Annotated in this window: 14 protein-coding genes; 6 read left to right on the forward strand and 8 right to left on the reverse strand. The window is 69.5% G+C overall.

What is annotated here, in order from left to right:
- Positions 1–48 precede the first annotated feature (48 nt).
- Genes EJP69_RS22340 through EJP69_RS22360 form a run of 5 tightly spaced genes read right to left on the reverse strand, consistent with a single transcriptional unit; the run spans position 49 to position 4,144 of the window.
- A complete protein-coding gene (locus EJP69_RS22340; protein WP_126472546.1) occupies positions 49–837 on the reverse strand; it encodes an ABC transporter permease in 789 nt (262 codons plus the stop codon).
- On the reverse strand, positions 834–1,604 hold the full coding sequence (locus tag EJP69_RS22345; RefSeq protein WP_093300466.1) for an ABC transporter permease: 771 nt from the start codon (positions 1,602–1,604) through the stop codon (positions 834–836). Before EJP69_RS22345 ends, EJP69_RS22340 begins: the two co-directional genes overlap by 4 nt.
- A complete protein-coding gene (locus tag EJP69_RS22350; RefSeq protein ID WP_093300467.1) occupies positions 1,597–2,454 on the reverse strand; it encodes an ABC transporter ATP-binding protein in 858 nt (285 codons plus the stop codon). The genes EJP69_RS22345 and EJP69_RS22350 overlap by 8 nt, the downstream gene beginning before the upstream one ends.
- Entirely contained in the window at positions 2,451–3,395 is a 945-nt protein-coding gene (locus tag EJP69_RS22355) for an ABC transporter substrate-binding protein (RefSeq protein WP_126472547.1), read from the reverse strand. Before EJP69_RS22355 ends, EJP69_RS22350 begins: the two co-directional genes overlap by 4 nt.
- A complete protein-coding gene (locus EJP69_RS22360; protein ID WP_126472548.1) occupies positions 3,392–4,144 on the reverse strand; it encodes a TetR/AcrR family transcriptional regulator in 753 nt (250 codons plus the stop codon). Before EJP69_RS22360 ends, EJP69_RS22355 begins: the two co-directional genes overlap by 4 nt.
- A 100-nt stretch (positions 4,145–4,244) precedes the next feature.
- On the opposite strand from EJP69_RS22360, the gene EJP69_RS22365 reads away from it, so the two are divergent.
- On the forward strand, positions 4,245–6,248 hold the full coding sequence (locus EJP69_RS22365) for an acetoacetate--CoA ligase (protein WP_126472549.1): 2,004 nt from the start codon (positions 4,245–4,247) through the stop codon (positions 6,246–6,248).
- Positions 6,249–6,256: 8 nt separating this feature from the next.
- Positions 6,257–6,703 carry a YbaY family lipoprotein gene (locus EJP69_RS22370; protein WP_240652264.1) on the forward strand — a complete coding sequence of 149 codons (447 nt, stop codon included), beginning with the start codon at positions 6,257–6,259 and terminating at the stop codon, positions 6,701–6,703.
- A gap of 7 nt (positions 6,704–6,710) precedes the next feature.
- On the opposite strand, the gene EJP69_RS22375 is transcribed toward EJP69_RS22370, so the two are convergent.
- Both EJP69_RS22375 and EJP69_RS22380 read right to left on the reverse strand, forming a co-directional pair.
- On the reverse strand, positions 6,711–8,663 hold the full coding sequence (locus tag EJP69_RS22375; RefSeq protein WP_126472550.1) for an adenylate/guanylate cyclase domain-containing protein: 1,953 nt from the start codon (positions 8,661–8,663) through the stop codon (positions 6,711–6,713).
- 222 nt (positions 8,664–8,885) lie between these two features.
- Positions 8,886–9,599, reverse strand: a complete 714-nt coding sequence (locus EJP69_RS22380; protein WP_126472551.1) for a 2OG-Fe(II) oxygenase — start codon at positions 9,597–9,599, stop codon at positions 8,886–8,888.
- A gap of 117 nt (positions 9,600–9,716) precedes the next feature.
- Here EJP69_RS22380 and EJP69_RS22385 point away from each other — a divergent pair, with 117 nt between their 5' ends.
- The 4 genes from EJP69_RS22385 to EJP69_RS22400 are packed head-to-tail and all read left to right on the forward strand — an operon-like array spanning position 9,717 to position 12,194.
- Positions 9,717–10,064, forward strand: a complete 348-nt coding sequence (locus EJP69_RS22385; protein ID WP_240652265.1) for a hypothetical protein — start codon at positions 9,717–9,719, stop codon at positions 10,062–10,064.
- On the forward strand, positions 10,061–10,885 hold the full coding sequence (locus EJP69_RS22390) for a zeta toxin family protein (RefSeq protein WP_126472552.1): 825 nt from the start codon (positions 10,061–10,063) through the stop codon (positions 10,883–10,885). Before EJP69_RS22385 ends, EJP69_RS22390 begins: the two co-directional genes overlap by 4 nt.
- Entirely contained in the window at positions 10,882–11,388 is a 507-nt protein-coding gene (locus tag EJP69_RS22395; protein WP_126472553.1) for a GFA family protein, read from the forward strand. Before EJP69_RS22390 ends, EJP69_RS22395 begins: the two co-directional genes overlap by 4 nt.
- Positions 11,389–11,393: 5 nt before the next feature.
- Entirely contained in the window at positions 11,394–12,194 is an 801-nt protein-coding gene (locus EJP69_RS22400; RefSeq protein ID WP_126472554.1) for a 2-keto-4-pentenoate hydratase, read from the forward strand.
- Here EJP69_RS22400 and EJP69_RS22405 read toward each other — a convergent pair.
- Complete coding sequence (locus tag EJP69_RS22405; RefSeq protein WP_126472555.1) at positions 12,181–13,095, reverse strand: LysR substrate-binding domain-containing protein; 915 nt, start codon at positions 13,093–13,095, stop codon at positions 12,181–12,183. The genes EJP69_RS22400 and EJP69_RS22405 overlap by 14 nt on opposite strands.
- Between the last annotated feature and the right edge of the window lie 25 nt (positions 13,096–13,120).

Consider the following 13,120-nt stretch of genomic DNA (forward strand, 5'->3'; position numbering starts at 1 on the left):
GCTCCTTGTGGGGTGTACGTGTTGGAGGAGGGCAGGAAGACGAAGGAATCAGGGGCGCTGCCAGCGCAGCAGGCGTTGTTCGGCGAAGGCCAGCAATGCATTGCTCACGAAGCCGATGAGCCCCAGCAGCACGATGCCGGCGAACAGGTCGCTCGCGCGGAAGGCGCGCGCGGCCAGCAGGATGGCCTGGCCCAGGCCGCTTTGCGAGGCGATCATCTCGCCCACCACCGCGACGATGAGCGCGATGGTCAGCGCGAGCCGCATGCCGGCCAGGATGTCGGGCATCGCGTTGGGTAGTCCCATCTTCCAGATGTATGCGGCGCGCGACATCTGCAGGCAGCGCGCCACTTCCGACAGGCGCGGCTCCACGGCAGCGAAGCCGTGCACCGTTGCCAGCAGCACCGGCCACATCGCGCCGAACGCGACCACGAAGAGCACCATGCCGGGGCTCAGCCCGAAGATGGAGATGGCCAGCGGCAGCAGTGCCGAGGCGGGCAGGGGGCGGATGAATTCGAGCGTGGGCTGCACCCATGCGCGCACCTGGGGCGACACGCCGATGGCCGCGCCCAGCAGCACGCCGAAGAGCGAGGCGAGCAGCCAGCCTTCGACCATGCGGCCCACGGTGGCGCGCGTGAATGCCAGCAGCTCGCCGTTGCCGTCGCCGCCCGCAAGATTCAGCCCCTCGAGCAGGCTGGCGAAAGTGGCCTGCGGCGTCGGCAGGAACACGCGGCTGACCCAGCCCGCGTTGCTCGCCACCCACCACAGCGCGACGAGCGCCAGCAGCACGCCCAGCGACCCGAGCCGGTAAACGCCGACGCGGTTGTCGTTTCCGTTCATGCCTGGACCCCCATGCGCCGCGACACCGCGCGCTGCAGCACCAGCATGCCCGCGTTGACCGCGAAGCCCACCACGCCGATCCAGCCCAGCCAGGCCAGCATCAGCGCCGGATCGAAGCTCTGCTGCGCGATCATCATCGCGTAGCCCATGCCGTTGGGATTGGCCGCGATCTCCACCGTCACGGCCACCACCAGCGCCACGGCAACGCCTAGCCGCAACGCGACGAACAGGCGCGGCACGATGGCCGGCAGCACGATCTTGAAGGCACGCTCGCGCGCCGAAAGCCCCAGCACGCGGCTCACTTCGAGCAACCGGGGCTCGACCTGCTGCACCGCCGCCTGCACCAGCACCAGCAGCGGCCAGAAGGTCGCGAAGGCGACGATGGCCAGCTCCATGCGCACGCCGAAGCCGAAGCCCAGCATCGCGAGCGGAATCAGCGCCACGGAAGGCACGGGCCGCAGCACCTCGATGGAGACCGACCCGAGCTGCGCCGCGCGGCGCGAGAGCCCGAGCACCACGCCCAATGCGATGCCGAGCACCGCACCCAGCAGCAGGCCTAGCGCCGCAGTGCCGAGCGTGAAGCCGGTGGCCTGCCAGAGCGAGCCGTCGAGCGCGGCACCCACGAAGGCCTTGGCGGCGGCGCTCGGCGGCGCGAGCGCATCGCTGCCCAGCGCGGCCGCGCGCCGTGCGTACCACTCGAAGGCGCCGATCAGCACGACGGGAAACACCCATGGCCGCAGCCAGCGGAAGAGGCGGTTCTCAGTCATGGCCCTGCTCGATGAAGGCGAACAGCTCGCGCCGCAGATGCAGGTATTCCGGATGCTCCTTGGTCGAGAGCTGGTCGCGCGGGCGCGGGATCTTCACGTCGATCATCCGCGCAAGGCTGGGCCGCCCGGGCCCCGGATTGGCCTGCAGCGCGATCACGCGGTCGCCGAGGTAGATGGCCTCTTCCAGGTCGTGCGTGACGAAGAGCACCGTGAGCCCGTCCTCGCGCACCAGCCGCGCGAGCTCGTCCTGCAGGCTCTGTCGCGTGAGCGCGTCCAGCGCGCCGAAGGGCTCGTCCATCATCATCAGCTCGGGCTTCTGCGCGAGGCAACGGGCGATCTGCGCGCGCTGCTGCATGCCGCCGGAGAGCTGCACCGGAAACTTGTGCGCGTGCTTCGCGAGCCCGACCTTGCCGAGCACGTCGGCGATACGCGGTGCGCGCTCGGCTGCGGGAACGCCGGCCGCTTCGAGCGCCAGGCTCACGTTGCCTTCCACCGTGCGCCAGGGCAGCAGGGCGCGGCCGTAGTCCTGGAACACGAAAGCCACCTCGCGTGAAGGCTCGGTCATCTTCACGCCGTTGCGCCGCACCTCGCCCGCGCTGGCCGTGACCAGCCCGCTGGCCGCGCGCAGCAGCGTGGTCTTGCCGCAGCCGCTGGGGCCGACGATGCAGACGAACTCGCCGCGCGCCACGTCGAACGAAGTGGGCGAGAGGATCTCGCGCCCGCCGAGGCGGATGGTCACGCCGTCGAAGCGCAGGAAGGGAGTGGCTTGCATGGCGGAGCCGGCTGGCGGGTGGAAGGCGCCCGCCGGCAGTGCGGCGCGCGTGGTGACGGGAGAAGGTGCGGCGATCACTTGGCCACCAGCTTCGCCACGTCGATGTTCGTCTTGAGCATTTCCTGCTCCTTCATCAGCCCGGTCCAGTAGGCGAGCTGCTTCTCCGTCACCACGGGGCCGGGCGGCGAGACCTGCACCTTGGCCAGCACGTCGGGCGGAAGCTTGATGTACTTGCCGATCGATGCGCGCACCTTCGCGTCGTTCTTCGGCTGCTGCATGAACGATGCGGCCTCGACCAATGCCTCGCGGAATGCGCGCGCCGCCGCCGGGTTCTTCGCCACCCACTCGCGCTTGGCCGCGTGCACGATGGTCTGGTTGTTCTCGGGCAGGAAGGTCGAGTAGTACGAGGCCACGTAGCCCGCGCCGCTCTCGGTGATGCGGCTCATGAACGGGTCGGCCGACACCACCGCGTCGACCGACCCCCCGCGCAGCAGGTCGGCATGCTGCGGGAACGCGGCCTCGACGAAGTTGACCTTGCGGTAGTCCACACCGCTGTCCTTCAGCCAGGCGCGGAAGGTCACGTGCAGGAAGGCGCCCAGGCCCGGCACGCCGATCTTCTTGCCCACGCAGTCCTGCGCGCTCTTGATGCCAGAGCCCGCACGCGCCACCAGGCCGAAGCCGGTGATGGTCTTCGAAGTGAGGCCGCCGCCGGCCACCAGCACCAGGTCGAGTCCTCCGTCCACCGCCTGCAGGAACACCGAGGGCGTGGGGCCGCCGATCTGCAGCGAGTCGGACTGCAGCGCGGCCGGGATCGTCGAGTTCAGCGGAATGAACTTGAGCTCGACCTCGAGGCCGTGCTTCTTGAAGTAGCCCTCCTCGGCGGCCACGAACACCGATGCGAAGTCGGTCACGGCCGTGTAGCCGAACACGATCTTCGTGGCGGACTGTGCGCGCGAAGGCAGCGCGGCGGCAGCCGATGCCGCGGCGAGCGCCGACAGCAGGGTGCGTCGTTTCATCATGTCTTCTGTCTCCTGGGGGTGGTTTTCTTCTGCGTGGGGCGGGCGGTCTTCGGGCGCGGCAGCGCCGCGCGCAAGCCGCCGACGATGAAGTTCACGAGCATCGGCGCCACGGCGGGGTCGGCGCGCTTGTTCTCGCCGCGCGTGAGCCGTTCGATGCGGCTGTCGTTCAGGTGGTGCAGCAGCGCGCCCAGCGCGAACTGGTAGCCCCAGGCCGCCTGGCTGCGCGTGGCATGAGGCAGCGCGACGTGCAGCGCGTCGATGTAGGCCCCGGCCAGCGGATCGAAGTAGGCGCGCAGCACGCGGTCGGCTTCCTCGGTGGCGTGATAGAGCTCGCGCGCCACCAGCAACGCGTAGTACTCGCCCTCGGAGCTCGCGCGCAGCGCCAGCACGGGCGCGGTGAAGGCTTCGATGATGCGCTGCAGCGTGCGCGGATCGTCGGGGTCGATGTTCACGGCGGCCAGGCCCGCGAGACGCGCATCGATCGAGTGCGACCAGTGCTCGAAGATCGCGTGGAAGAGCTCGTGCTTCTGGCCGTAGTAGTAGCCCACCAGCGCCAGCGGAACGCCGGCCTCCTCGGCGATCTGGCGGATCGTCACGACGTGGTAGCCGTGCTGCGAAAAAAGCTTCTCCGCCGCCAGCAGGATCGCCTGCTTGCGGTCGGGGCGCGCAGTCTCGATGGCGACTTCTGCCAGGGCCTGCGCCGGAGCGCGCGAGGCGCGGTGCCTTGCGGTGGGTGTGCGGGTACTCATCGGGGCGTATTGAACACTTGTACAAAAACATTGAACACGCGTACAAACCCTGAGGTCAACCCTCATTGAGCACGCTCGTTCGCAGCGCTAACCTCGTGCGATGCCTGCTCCCAACATCCCCCAGATCCGCCTCTACCGAGAATGGCTGCGCGAGACGTGCGGCCTTTCCTTCGACAGCTACGACGCCCTGTGGCGCTGGTCCGTCACCGAGCTCGACGCCTTCTGGCAGAGCATCTGGGACTACGCCCGCATCCAGTCGCCCACGCCGCATACCGCGGTGCTCGCCGAATCGCGCATGCCTGGCGCGCGCTGGTTCCCCGGCGCCCAGGTCAACTACGCGCGCGAGGTGCTGCGCCATGTCGACGCCGCGCACGCTGCAGGCATGCCCGCCATCGTGAGCGACAACGAACTGGGCCAGGTGCGCGAGATGTCGTGGCCCAAGATGCGCCGGCAGGTCGCGTCGGTGGCGCTCACGCTCAAGTCGCTCGGCGTGAAGCGCGGCGACCGCGTCGCGGCCTACATGCCCAACGTGCCCGAGACCATGGTGGCCTTTCTCGCATGCTCCAGCATCGGCGCGATCTGGAGCGTGTGCGCGCCCGACATGGGCACGGCCGCCGTGGCCGACCGCTTCAGCCAGATCGAGCCCAAGGTGCTGATCGCCGTCGACGGCGTGCACTACGGTGGCAAGCCGCTCGACCGCAGCGCCGTGCTGCAGGAGCTGCGCGCGCAGCTGCCGAGCGTGCGCAAGCTGCTGCTCGTGAAGTCGCCGCATGCCGCCGGCGCGGTGCCGCACGACACCGACTGGACGCAGGCCATCGGCCGCGACGACGACGAGGTCGCCGCCTTCGAGCCCGAGTGGCTGCCCTTCGACCATCCGATCTGGATCGTCTATTCGAGCGGCACCACCGGCCTGCCCAAGCCCATCGTGCACGGGCAGGGCGGCATCATCCTCACCATGCATGCCTGCGGCCTGCACAACGACGTGGGCGCGAGCTACGGCACCAACAACTTCGGCGAGCGCTACCACTGGTACAGCTCCACGGGCTGGGTGATGTGGAACTCGCAGCTCTCGGGCATGGCCTTCGGCGCCACCATCTGCATCTACGACGGCAATCCGGCCGGCAGCAAGGAAAAGCCCGACTGGGGCGTGCTGTGGCGCTTCGTGGCGCGCCACGAGGTCACCTTCTTCGGCGCGGGCGCGGCCTACTTCACCAACTGCATGAAGGCCGGCCTCGTCGCGAAGGAGTGCGGCGACCTCTCGCGCGTGCGCGCGCTGGGCAGCACCGGCTCGCCGCTGCCCGAGGAAGTGCAGCGCTGGGGCTCGAAGCAGATCCTCGACGCGGGCTCGAAGGAGGTGTGGTGGTGCAACATCTCCGGCGGCACCGACTTCTGCGGCGCCTTCGTCGGCGGCAACCGCGACCTGCCCGAAGTGCCCGGGCAGATGCAGTGCCGCGAGCTCGGCCACGCGGTCGAGGCCTGGAACGAACAGGGCCAGCCCGTCATCGGCGAAGTGGGCGAGCTGGTGTGCACCAAGGCCATTCCGTCGATGCCGCTGTACTTCTGGGGTGACGAGGGCAATGCGCGCTACCTCTCGAGCTACTTCGACACCTACCCCGGCGTCTGGCGCCATGGCGACTGGATCAGGATCGGCGAGGACGGCGGCTGCATCATCTACGGCCGCAGCGACGCCACCATCAACCGCCAGGGCCTGCGCATGGGCACCAGCGAGATCTACAGCGCGGTCGAGGGCCTGCCCGAGGTGCTCGACTCCATGGTGGTCGACCTCGAATACCTGGGCCGCGAGAGCTACATGCCGCTGTTCGTGGTGCTTCGCCCCGGCGTGGCGCTCGACGATGCCATGCGCGCGAAGATCAACAACGCCATCAAGACATCGCTTTCTCCGCGCTTCGTGCCCAACGACATCTTCCAGGTGGCCGAGATACCGCGCACGCTGTCGGGCAAGAAGCAGGAACTGCCGATCAAGAAGCTGCTGCTGGGCCAGCCCATCGAGAAGGTGGTCAACCGCGAGGCCATGGCCAACCCGGGAAGCCTTGACTGGTTCGTGGCTTTTGCCGCGCGGCGCGCGGAGGCCGCCTCCGCATAATGGGACGCATGAAAAGACGAACCAGCCTCCTCATGTTCTCCGCCATCGCGGGCGCCTCGTTGCTGAGTGCCTGCGCCGTGCCTTCCTCGCCGTCGGCGGGCGGCAGCGCGGCGCAGCTGCGCGTGAGCGGCACCGTCACTTACCGCGAGCGCATCGCGCTCGACCCGGCGGCCGAGATCCAGGTGCAGCTTCTCGACGTGTCGCGCATGGACGCGCCGTCGGTGGTGCTCGCCGAACAGCGCATCAAGGCCAACGGCAAGCAGGTGCCCTTCGCCTACGAGCTGAAGGTCGACGCCGCGCGCATCGATCCGCGCATGCGCTATGCCGTGTCGGCGCGCATCTCGCGCGGCGACCAGCTCCTGTTCATCAACGACACGCAGTACTCCGTGCTCACGCAGGGCGGCGGCACCAGCGCCGACCTCGTGCTGGTGCGCGTCACCCAGGCGCCGCGCTAGCCGCCGATCACGACATCACCAGCTCGTAGAGCACCATGCGCGTCTGCCGGCCGCGCAGTTCCACCTGTTCCTCGATGCGCCGCGCATGCAGCCGGCCGTCGAGCCCGGCGAAGGTGGTTTCCGAAATCAGCGCTTGCGTGCCCAGCTGCTTGTTGATGCCCTCGATGCGGCTCGCCACGTTGATCGCATCGCCGAAGGCGGTGTAGGACAGCCGGTCGTTCGAGCCCAGCACCCCCGCGATCACCGTGCCCGTGTGGATACCCACGCGCGTGCGGAACTCGGGCAGGCCCTGCTCGACCCACTTGCGGTTGAGCTCGTCCATTTCCACGTGCAGCTCCAGCGCGGCCAGGCAGGCCTTGTACTCCGCGTCCTTCAGGTCGGAGGGCGCGCCCCACAGCACCATGATGCCGTCGCCGATGAACTTGTCGACCACGCCGCCGTGCCGCGCGAACACGCCGGTCGCCAGGTTGAAGTATTCGGTCAGCATGCCCACCAGCACGTCGGTGTCCAGCGACTCCGAGATGGAGGTGAAGCCCTCCACGTCGGTGAACATCACCGTCACGCGGCGCGGCGAGCCGGAAGGGCCGAGCGCGTGGCCTTCGTCGATCAGCTGGTTGATCACGTCCACCGGCACGAACTTGCTGAAGGCCTTCAGGCTGCGGGCCGAGTCGTCCAGTGCCTGGTCGAGGTGCTGTATCTCGAGCACGCGGCTGGGCTCGCGCGGAAGGTTGTCGAGTTCCAGCAGGCCGATGCGGCGCGCGATGTGCGAGAGGTTCTCCACCGGCGCGGTCACCAGCTTCGACAGCTTCAGCGACATGAACAGCGCGATCACCAGGAAAGCCACCGCAAGCCCCAGTCCCAGGAGCACCGCGCGGCGCAGGTCGCCCAGGAGAACGTCCTCCGGCACCCAGCTCACCAGCTGCCAGCCGGTGCTCGGGATGCGCGAGGTCTGAACCAGATAGCGGCGGCCTTCGTAGGCGAAGGAGAACTCCGTGTCGTTGCCGCTGCCCGCCGTGCCGGCGGCCTGCATGTGGGCGTGCAATGCGCCGAGCACGCCGCTGGGCGACTCCAGCTTGTGCAGCACGCCGGGCAGGTCGCTGCGTGCGAGCACGCGGAAGTCGGCGCTCAGCAGCGCGCTGTCGCCGTAGCCGTCGTTGTTGAACTGGCGCACGAATTCCGAAAGCCGGCCGAGCGAAACGTCGCCCGCCACCACCAGCTTCTGCGCGCCGCCCGGGTAGTTGCGCTGGCTGGGCAGCGCGTACGTCACGCCCAGTTCCTGCGCGGCGGCGAACACGTAGGGCTGCGTCCAGACCGGCCCGCCTGCCTTCGAGGCCTGCAGGTACCAGCTGCGCCTGGTCGGGTTGTAGTCGCTGCGGAAGGCTCCCAGGCGCTGGGTGGCGTAGCGCTGCTGCACGTTGGCCTCGGCGTCCAGCGGCAGCTTGTACTGCCAGGTCTCGGTGGTGAAGCCTTCGTCGAGCTCGATGTGGCGCATGGCCGGCACCGGATAGCGCAGGGCCATCAGCATCTGGCCCCTCTCGTTGCTCACGTAGATGCTGTCCAGCTCGGGCGACTGCTGCAGCAGCGTCCAGAGCAGCTCCGCCGTCTTCTCCGATTGCTCGCCCGCAGGACGCAGGCTGGGCGCGGTGCCCACCGCGTTGATGACCGATTCCGCCTTGTGCAGGAAGGCCCGCACCTTGTCCTCGGTGCGGTCGTGGTTGGCCTTGTGCGCCGACACGCCGACGCGCGACACCAGCCGCTGCGAGCCCCAATAGCCCAGCGACACCAGCAGCAGCGACTGGGCCAGCGCAACCGCGCTGACGATGGTGCCCACGTCCACCCGGAATCGGCGCGAGCGCCCGGGCGGTGCGACGAGCGCAGCCGCGGGCGGCGACGCTCCTGTGACAGATTTGACCGACGGCTTTCCAGCCGCTTCCGGATTCCCGGACGAGTTCTTGTTCATACAGCTCCCTGGCAACCACTCGACGCGCCCGCTGAGCCGAAGCCGCGGGCCGGCTTCCGGCAGGCCCACGGCCCCGATCATTGGCGTCGGGGTCCTGTGGCTGCTCGGAAGCGGGCGTGATTTTCGCCTGAGTTCGGCGTTCCGTGCGGTACTGCACAGCGCCGCCGTGGCCCGGACCTGTCTAGACCAGTCCGGGGAAGCTGCGTAAAAGGAGGCGGCCCGTCAGCGCGCGTCGTGGAAGATGATTCCGAGCGTGTGCCGCCGCCCCGAGCGCACGCGGCTCACGCCGTGTCGCATCGTCACGCGGTAGCTGCCGCGCGTGCCGGCCACCGGCCGCTGGTTGACCGCGAAGATCACCGCCTCGCCCTGCGCGAGCGAAACCACCTCGGCGCGCGACTGCATGCGCGGGCGCTGCTCGGTCAGCACGAACTCGCCGCCGGTGAAGTCGCGGCCCGGCTCGCTCAGCAGCACCGTGAGCTGCAGCGGGAACTGCAGGTCGCCGTACAGGTCCTGGTGCAGGCAGTTGTAGTCGCCCTCGTCGTAGCGCAGCAGCAGCGGGGTGGGGCGCTCCTGCCCGGCCGCGTGGCAGCGCGCCAGGTAGGCGGCGTGGTCCGACGGGTAGTCGGCCGGCTGGTCCATCGCCGCGGCCCAGGCATTGGCCAGCGGCGCGAGGCGCTCGTACAGCGCGCTGCGCCATGCCGCGAGCTTGGGAGGCAGCGGGTTGGCGAAATACTGGTACTCGCCCTGGCCGAAGCCGTGGCGCTGCATGACGACGCGGCTGCGGAAGTGCCGGGGCTGCTCGTACATCGTCGCGAGCGCGGCGCATTCCTTCGGGGTGAAGATCGCGGCACCGGTGGTGGCGCAGCCGCGGGTGGCGATGTCGGCTTCGATGCGGGGCCAGTCGAGCGCTTCGACCAGGGAGGCGGGGGTTGTCATGGACGCAGTGTCCCGCTTCCGGGCGCGCGGGGCTCGCCGTTTCCGGACGCGGCTTTCCCGCGCGGGCTTTGCGGCGTTGCAGGGCGGCCGTCATCCGTTTTGAGCGATCATGCGCTCATGGCAAGAGAAAAAACCGCTGCACGCGAAGCCGCCACGGGGCAAATGGTCCAGGGGCGGTCGGTTGCCGTGCTGGGGCGCGGCATGGCCCTGGTCAAGGTCGGCAAGGCGCCGCGTCCGGCGGTGCGTCCCGAGGACAACACCACCGTGCTGCTGAAGAAGGCGGCACGTGCGCTCAACAAGCCCGGCATCGACCGTTCGGTGGTCTTCCGCGGGCCCAACGCGGCCAAGGTCTACGCCTACTCCGCCTATCCCCAGGACCCGACCAAGGTCGTGCGCGAAGCGGCCGACGGCACCAAGGTCATCGGCCGCATGGTCGACGGCAGGTTCCGCGCGAGCAAGGCGTGAGCAGCCGGCCGCCGAAGCTCGAAAAGCTGCTGGAGCAGACGCAGGGGCCGCGCCCGGTGGCCTTCGTGCTGGCCGGCCACAACGGCTCCGGCAAATCGACGCTCTGGTATTCGCGCCTCGCGCCGTCGCTGCGGCTGCCGCTGGTCAATGCCGACCGAATGATGATGTCCATCCTGCCCGACGCCGATCCCGCCACCGGACACATCCCCGGCTGGGCCCAGCGCCTGCGCGACGACGACGAGCGCTGGCAGATCCTCTCGCAGAAGGGCGTGCGCGCCTTCAAGAGCCTGGTGATGGACCAGCGCATGCCCTTCGCCTTCGAGGCCGTCTTCTCGCACTGGAAGCCGCTGCCCGGCGGCGGCCACGAGTCGAAGGCCGACGACATCCGCGCGATGCAGGAGGCCGGCTACTTCGTCGTGCTGCTCTTCGTCGGCCTCGTCTCTGTGGACATGTCCGTCTTCCGCGTGAGCACGCGAAAGCAGCAGGGCGGCCACGACGTGGACCGCAAGAAGCTCGTCGAGCGCTTTCCCCGCACGCAGGCGGCCGTCGGCCACGCGGCGCAGATCGCGAACATGACGCTGATGTTCGACAACAGCCGCTCCGAGAAGAACGCCTTCGCGCTGGTGCGCGCGCAGGCGAAGAAGTCGGTTCTCTTCGATGCGCGCGATCCGCAGTTCGACGTGGACCCCGAGCTGCGTGCCGTATGCGACCCATGGCTCGAGAAGGTCACGGGGCCGTTCAGGCCGTCGCGCTCCCCGCAGCCGAAGAAGACCGCCGAGACCGCACCGAAGCAACAGCAGAAGGACCGCAGCACCCCATGAGCACCTCGAACCCATCCTCCGATCAAGCCGCCGGCGACTGGCAACTTCCCTGGACCGGCGGCTGCCGGTGCGGCCAGGTGCGCCTGCGCATCAGCGCGCCGCCGCTGCTGTCGATGGCCTGCCACTGCACCGGCTGCCAGACCATGAGCGCGAGCGCCTTCTCGCTCTCGCTGGCCATTCCCACGCCGGGCTTCGAGGTGGTGTCGGGCGAGCCCGTCATCGGCGGCCTGCACGGCGCCGACTCGCACCACTACTTCTGCCCGCACTGCAAGAGCTGGATGTTCACGCGCGCCGAAGGGCTCGACGACTTCGTCAACCTGCGCCCCAGCATGCTCGACCGGCATGAATGGGTCGAGCCCTTCATCGAGACCTGGGCCGACGAGAAGCTGCCGTGGGCCTCCACGCCCGCGAAGCACAGCTTCGGCACCATGCCCGCCTTCGACGCCTTTCCGGCGCTGGTCGAGGCCTATGCCCGGGAAGGCGTCCGGCCCGCGAAGAGGTGATGCGCATGACACCCCAGGCCGTTCTCGACCACTACGACCAGGGGCTGCTGTGGCCCGCCGATCGCCCGCTCCCGATCGCGGCGGACGTCGATGCCGCATACCAGCAGGCGCTGGCCCTGCGCGCGCTGCGCACCGCTCGCGGCGAACGGCCCGTGGGCTACAAGATCGGCTTCACCAACCGCACGATCTGGCCCCGCTACGAGGTCTATGCGCCCATCTGGGGCACCGTGTGGCACACCACGCTCGCGCGCAGCAGCGGCGGCACGGGCGAAGTGAGCCTCGACAGGCTCTGCCAGCCGCGCCTGGAGCCCGAGATCGTCTTCGGCATCGCCGCGACGCCGCCGCGCGACGCAACGCTGGAAGAGCTGTTCGGCTGCATCGCATGGCTCGCGCCGGGCTTCGAGATCGTGCAGTCGCACCTGCCCGGCTGGAAGTTCACCGCCGCCGACACCGTGGCCGACGGCGGGCTGCATGCGCGCCTGCTGATCGGGCGCGAGACGCCGGTCGGCCGCTTCGCCACCAGCGCCCATGCGCTCGACGAACTGCTTGGCCGCGCTCGCGTGAGGCTCTACCGCGGCGATGAACTCATCGAAGAAGGCAAGGGCGTCAACGTGCTCGATGGCCCGCTGCATGCCCTGCACCATTTCAACCAGGAACTGCAGCGCTGCCCCGGCGCGCCGGCGCTGATGCCCGGCGACGTGGTCACCACCGGCACCTGGACTGATGCCTGGCCGCTGGAGCCCGGCCAGTCGTGGCGCGCCGAGTTCGACGCGCCCTTCGACTCGCTCGGCATCACGCTGCGCTAGCGGCGGCTCGCGCCTGCTCCAGCAGCCAGTCGCTGAAGAACCTCAGCAGCGGCCGCTGGTCGGCTCGCTCGGGCATCACGAGGTAGTAGTTGCGCTCGCCCGAGAGCGGCCGCGCGCAGGCCACCACCAGTTCGCCGCGCGCTAGTTCGTCGGCCACCAGCATGGTCGGCATCAGCGCCACGCCGAGCCCGTGCGACGCGGCGGCGGCGAGGATGGAGAACAGCTCGTAGCGTGGCCCGCCGCGCGCGTTGGGCGCGTCGATCTGCTGCGCATCGAACCACTGGCGCCAGCCGTCGGGGCGCGTGCTCTGCTGCAGCAGCGGCATCTTCGCGATGGCGGCGGGCGTCACGGCCTTGCCGCGCGGAAGCAGGGCGGGGCTGCACACCGGCACCACGTCCTCGTGCATCAGCAGCAGCGCGCGCGTGCCGGCCCAGTTCTCGACCTGCGCGGGCGTGCCGGCGTACAGCGCGGCGTCGAACTCCGCGTCGGCGAAGAGAAAAGGCCGGGTGCGCGTCTCGATGTGCACCACCACGTCGGGCTGCAGCGCCGCGAAGCCCTTCAGGCGCGGCATCAGCCAGCGGGTGGCGAAGGTGGGCACGGCCGCCAGCGAAAGCGAGCCGCCTTCGCCCTGGTGCGCCATGGCGTCGAGCGTGTCGCGCTCCATCGCCTCGAGCCGTTTGGCTGTCTGCCGCGCGTAGGCCGTGCCGCTGGCCGTGAGCGCCACGCCGTGCCGCGTGCGGCGGAACAGCGCCACGCCCAGGAAGGCCTCGAGCGTGCCGATCTGGCGCGACACCGCGCTCTGCGTGAGGGCGAGCTCCTGCGCGGCGCGGGTGTAGCTCTCGTGGCGCGCGGCGGCGTCGAAACACACGAGGGTCTGCAGGGGCGGGATCTTGCGGCGCATGTATGCCTCGGCTGTATGTATGGAT

This window comes from Variovorax gossypii (assembly GCF_003965815.1).
Taxonomy (GTDB): Bacteria; Pseudomonadota; Gammaproteobacteria; order Burkholderiales; family Burkholderiaceae_C; genus Variovorax; species Variovorax gossypii.

Coding starts and splice junctions, on each gene's coding strand:
- EJP69_RS22340 (WP_126472546.1), bottom strand. CDS start 837: ATGAACGGAAACGACAACCGCGTCGGCGTTTACCGGCTCGGGTCGCTG.
- EJP69_RS22345 (WP_093300466.1), bottom strand. CDS start 1,604: ATGACTGAGAACCGCCTCTTCCGCTGGCTGCGGCCATGGGTGTTTCCC.
- EJP69_RS22355 (WP_126472547.1), bottom strand. CDS start 3,395: ATGATGAAACGACGCACCCTGCTGTCGGCGCTCGCCGCGGCATCGGCT.
- EJP69_RS22360 (WP_126472548.1), bottom strand. CDS start 4,144: ATGAGTACCCGCACACCCACCGCAAGGCACCGCGCCTCGCGCGCTCCG.
- EJP69_RS22365 (WP_126472549.1), top strand. CDS start 4,245: ATGCCTGCTCCCAACATCCCCCAGATCCGCCTCTACCGAGAATGGCTG.
- EJP69_RS22370 (WP_240652264.1), top strand. CDS start 6,257: ATGAAAAGACGAACCAGCCTCCTCATGTTCTCCGCCATCGCGGGCGCC.
- EJP69_RS22375 (WP_126472550.1), bottom strand. CDS start 8,663: ATGAACAAGAACTCGTCCGGGAATCCGGAAGCGGCTGGAAAGCCGTCG.
- EJP69_RS22380 (WP_126472551.1), bottom strand. CDS start 9,599: ATGACAACCCCCGCCTCCCTGGTCGAAGCGCTCGACTGGCCCCGCATC.
- EJP69_RS22385 (WP_240652265.1), top strand. CDS start 9,717: ATGGCAAGAGAAAAAACCGCTGCACGCGAAGCCGCCACGGGGCAAATG.
- EJP69_RS22395 (WP_126472553.1), top strand. CDS start 10,882: ATGAGCACCTCGAACCCATCCTCCGATCAAGCCGCCGGCGACTGGCAA.
- EJP69_RS22400 (WP_126472554.1), top strand. CDS start 11,394: ATGACACCCCAGGCCGTTCTCGACCACTACGACCAGGGGCTGCTGTGG.
- EJP69_RS22405 (WP_126472555.1), bottom strand. CDS start 13,095: ATGCGCCGCAAGATCCCGCCCCTGCAGACCCTCGTGTGTTTCGACGCC.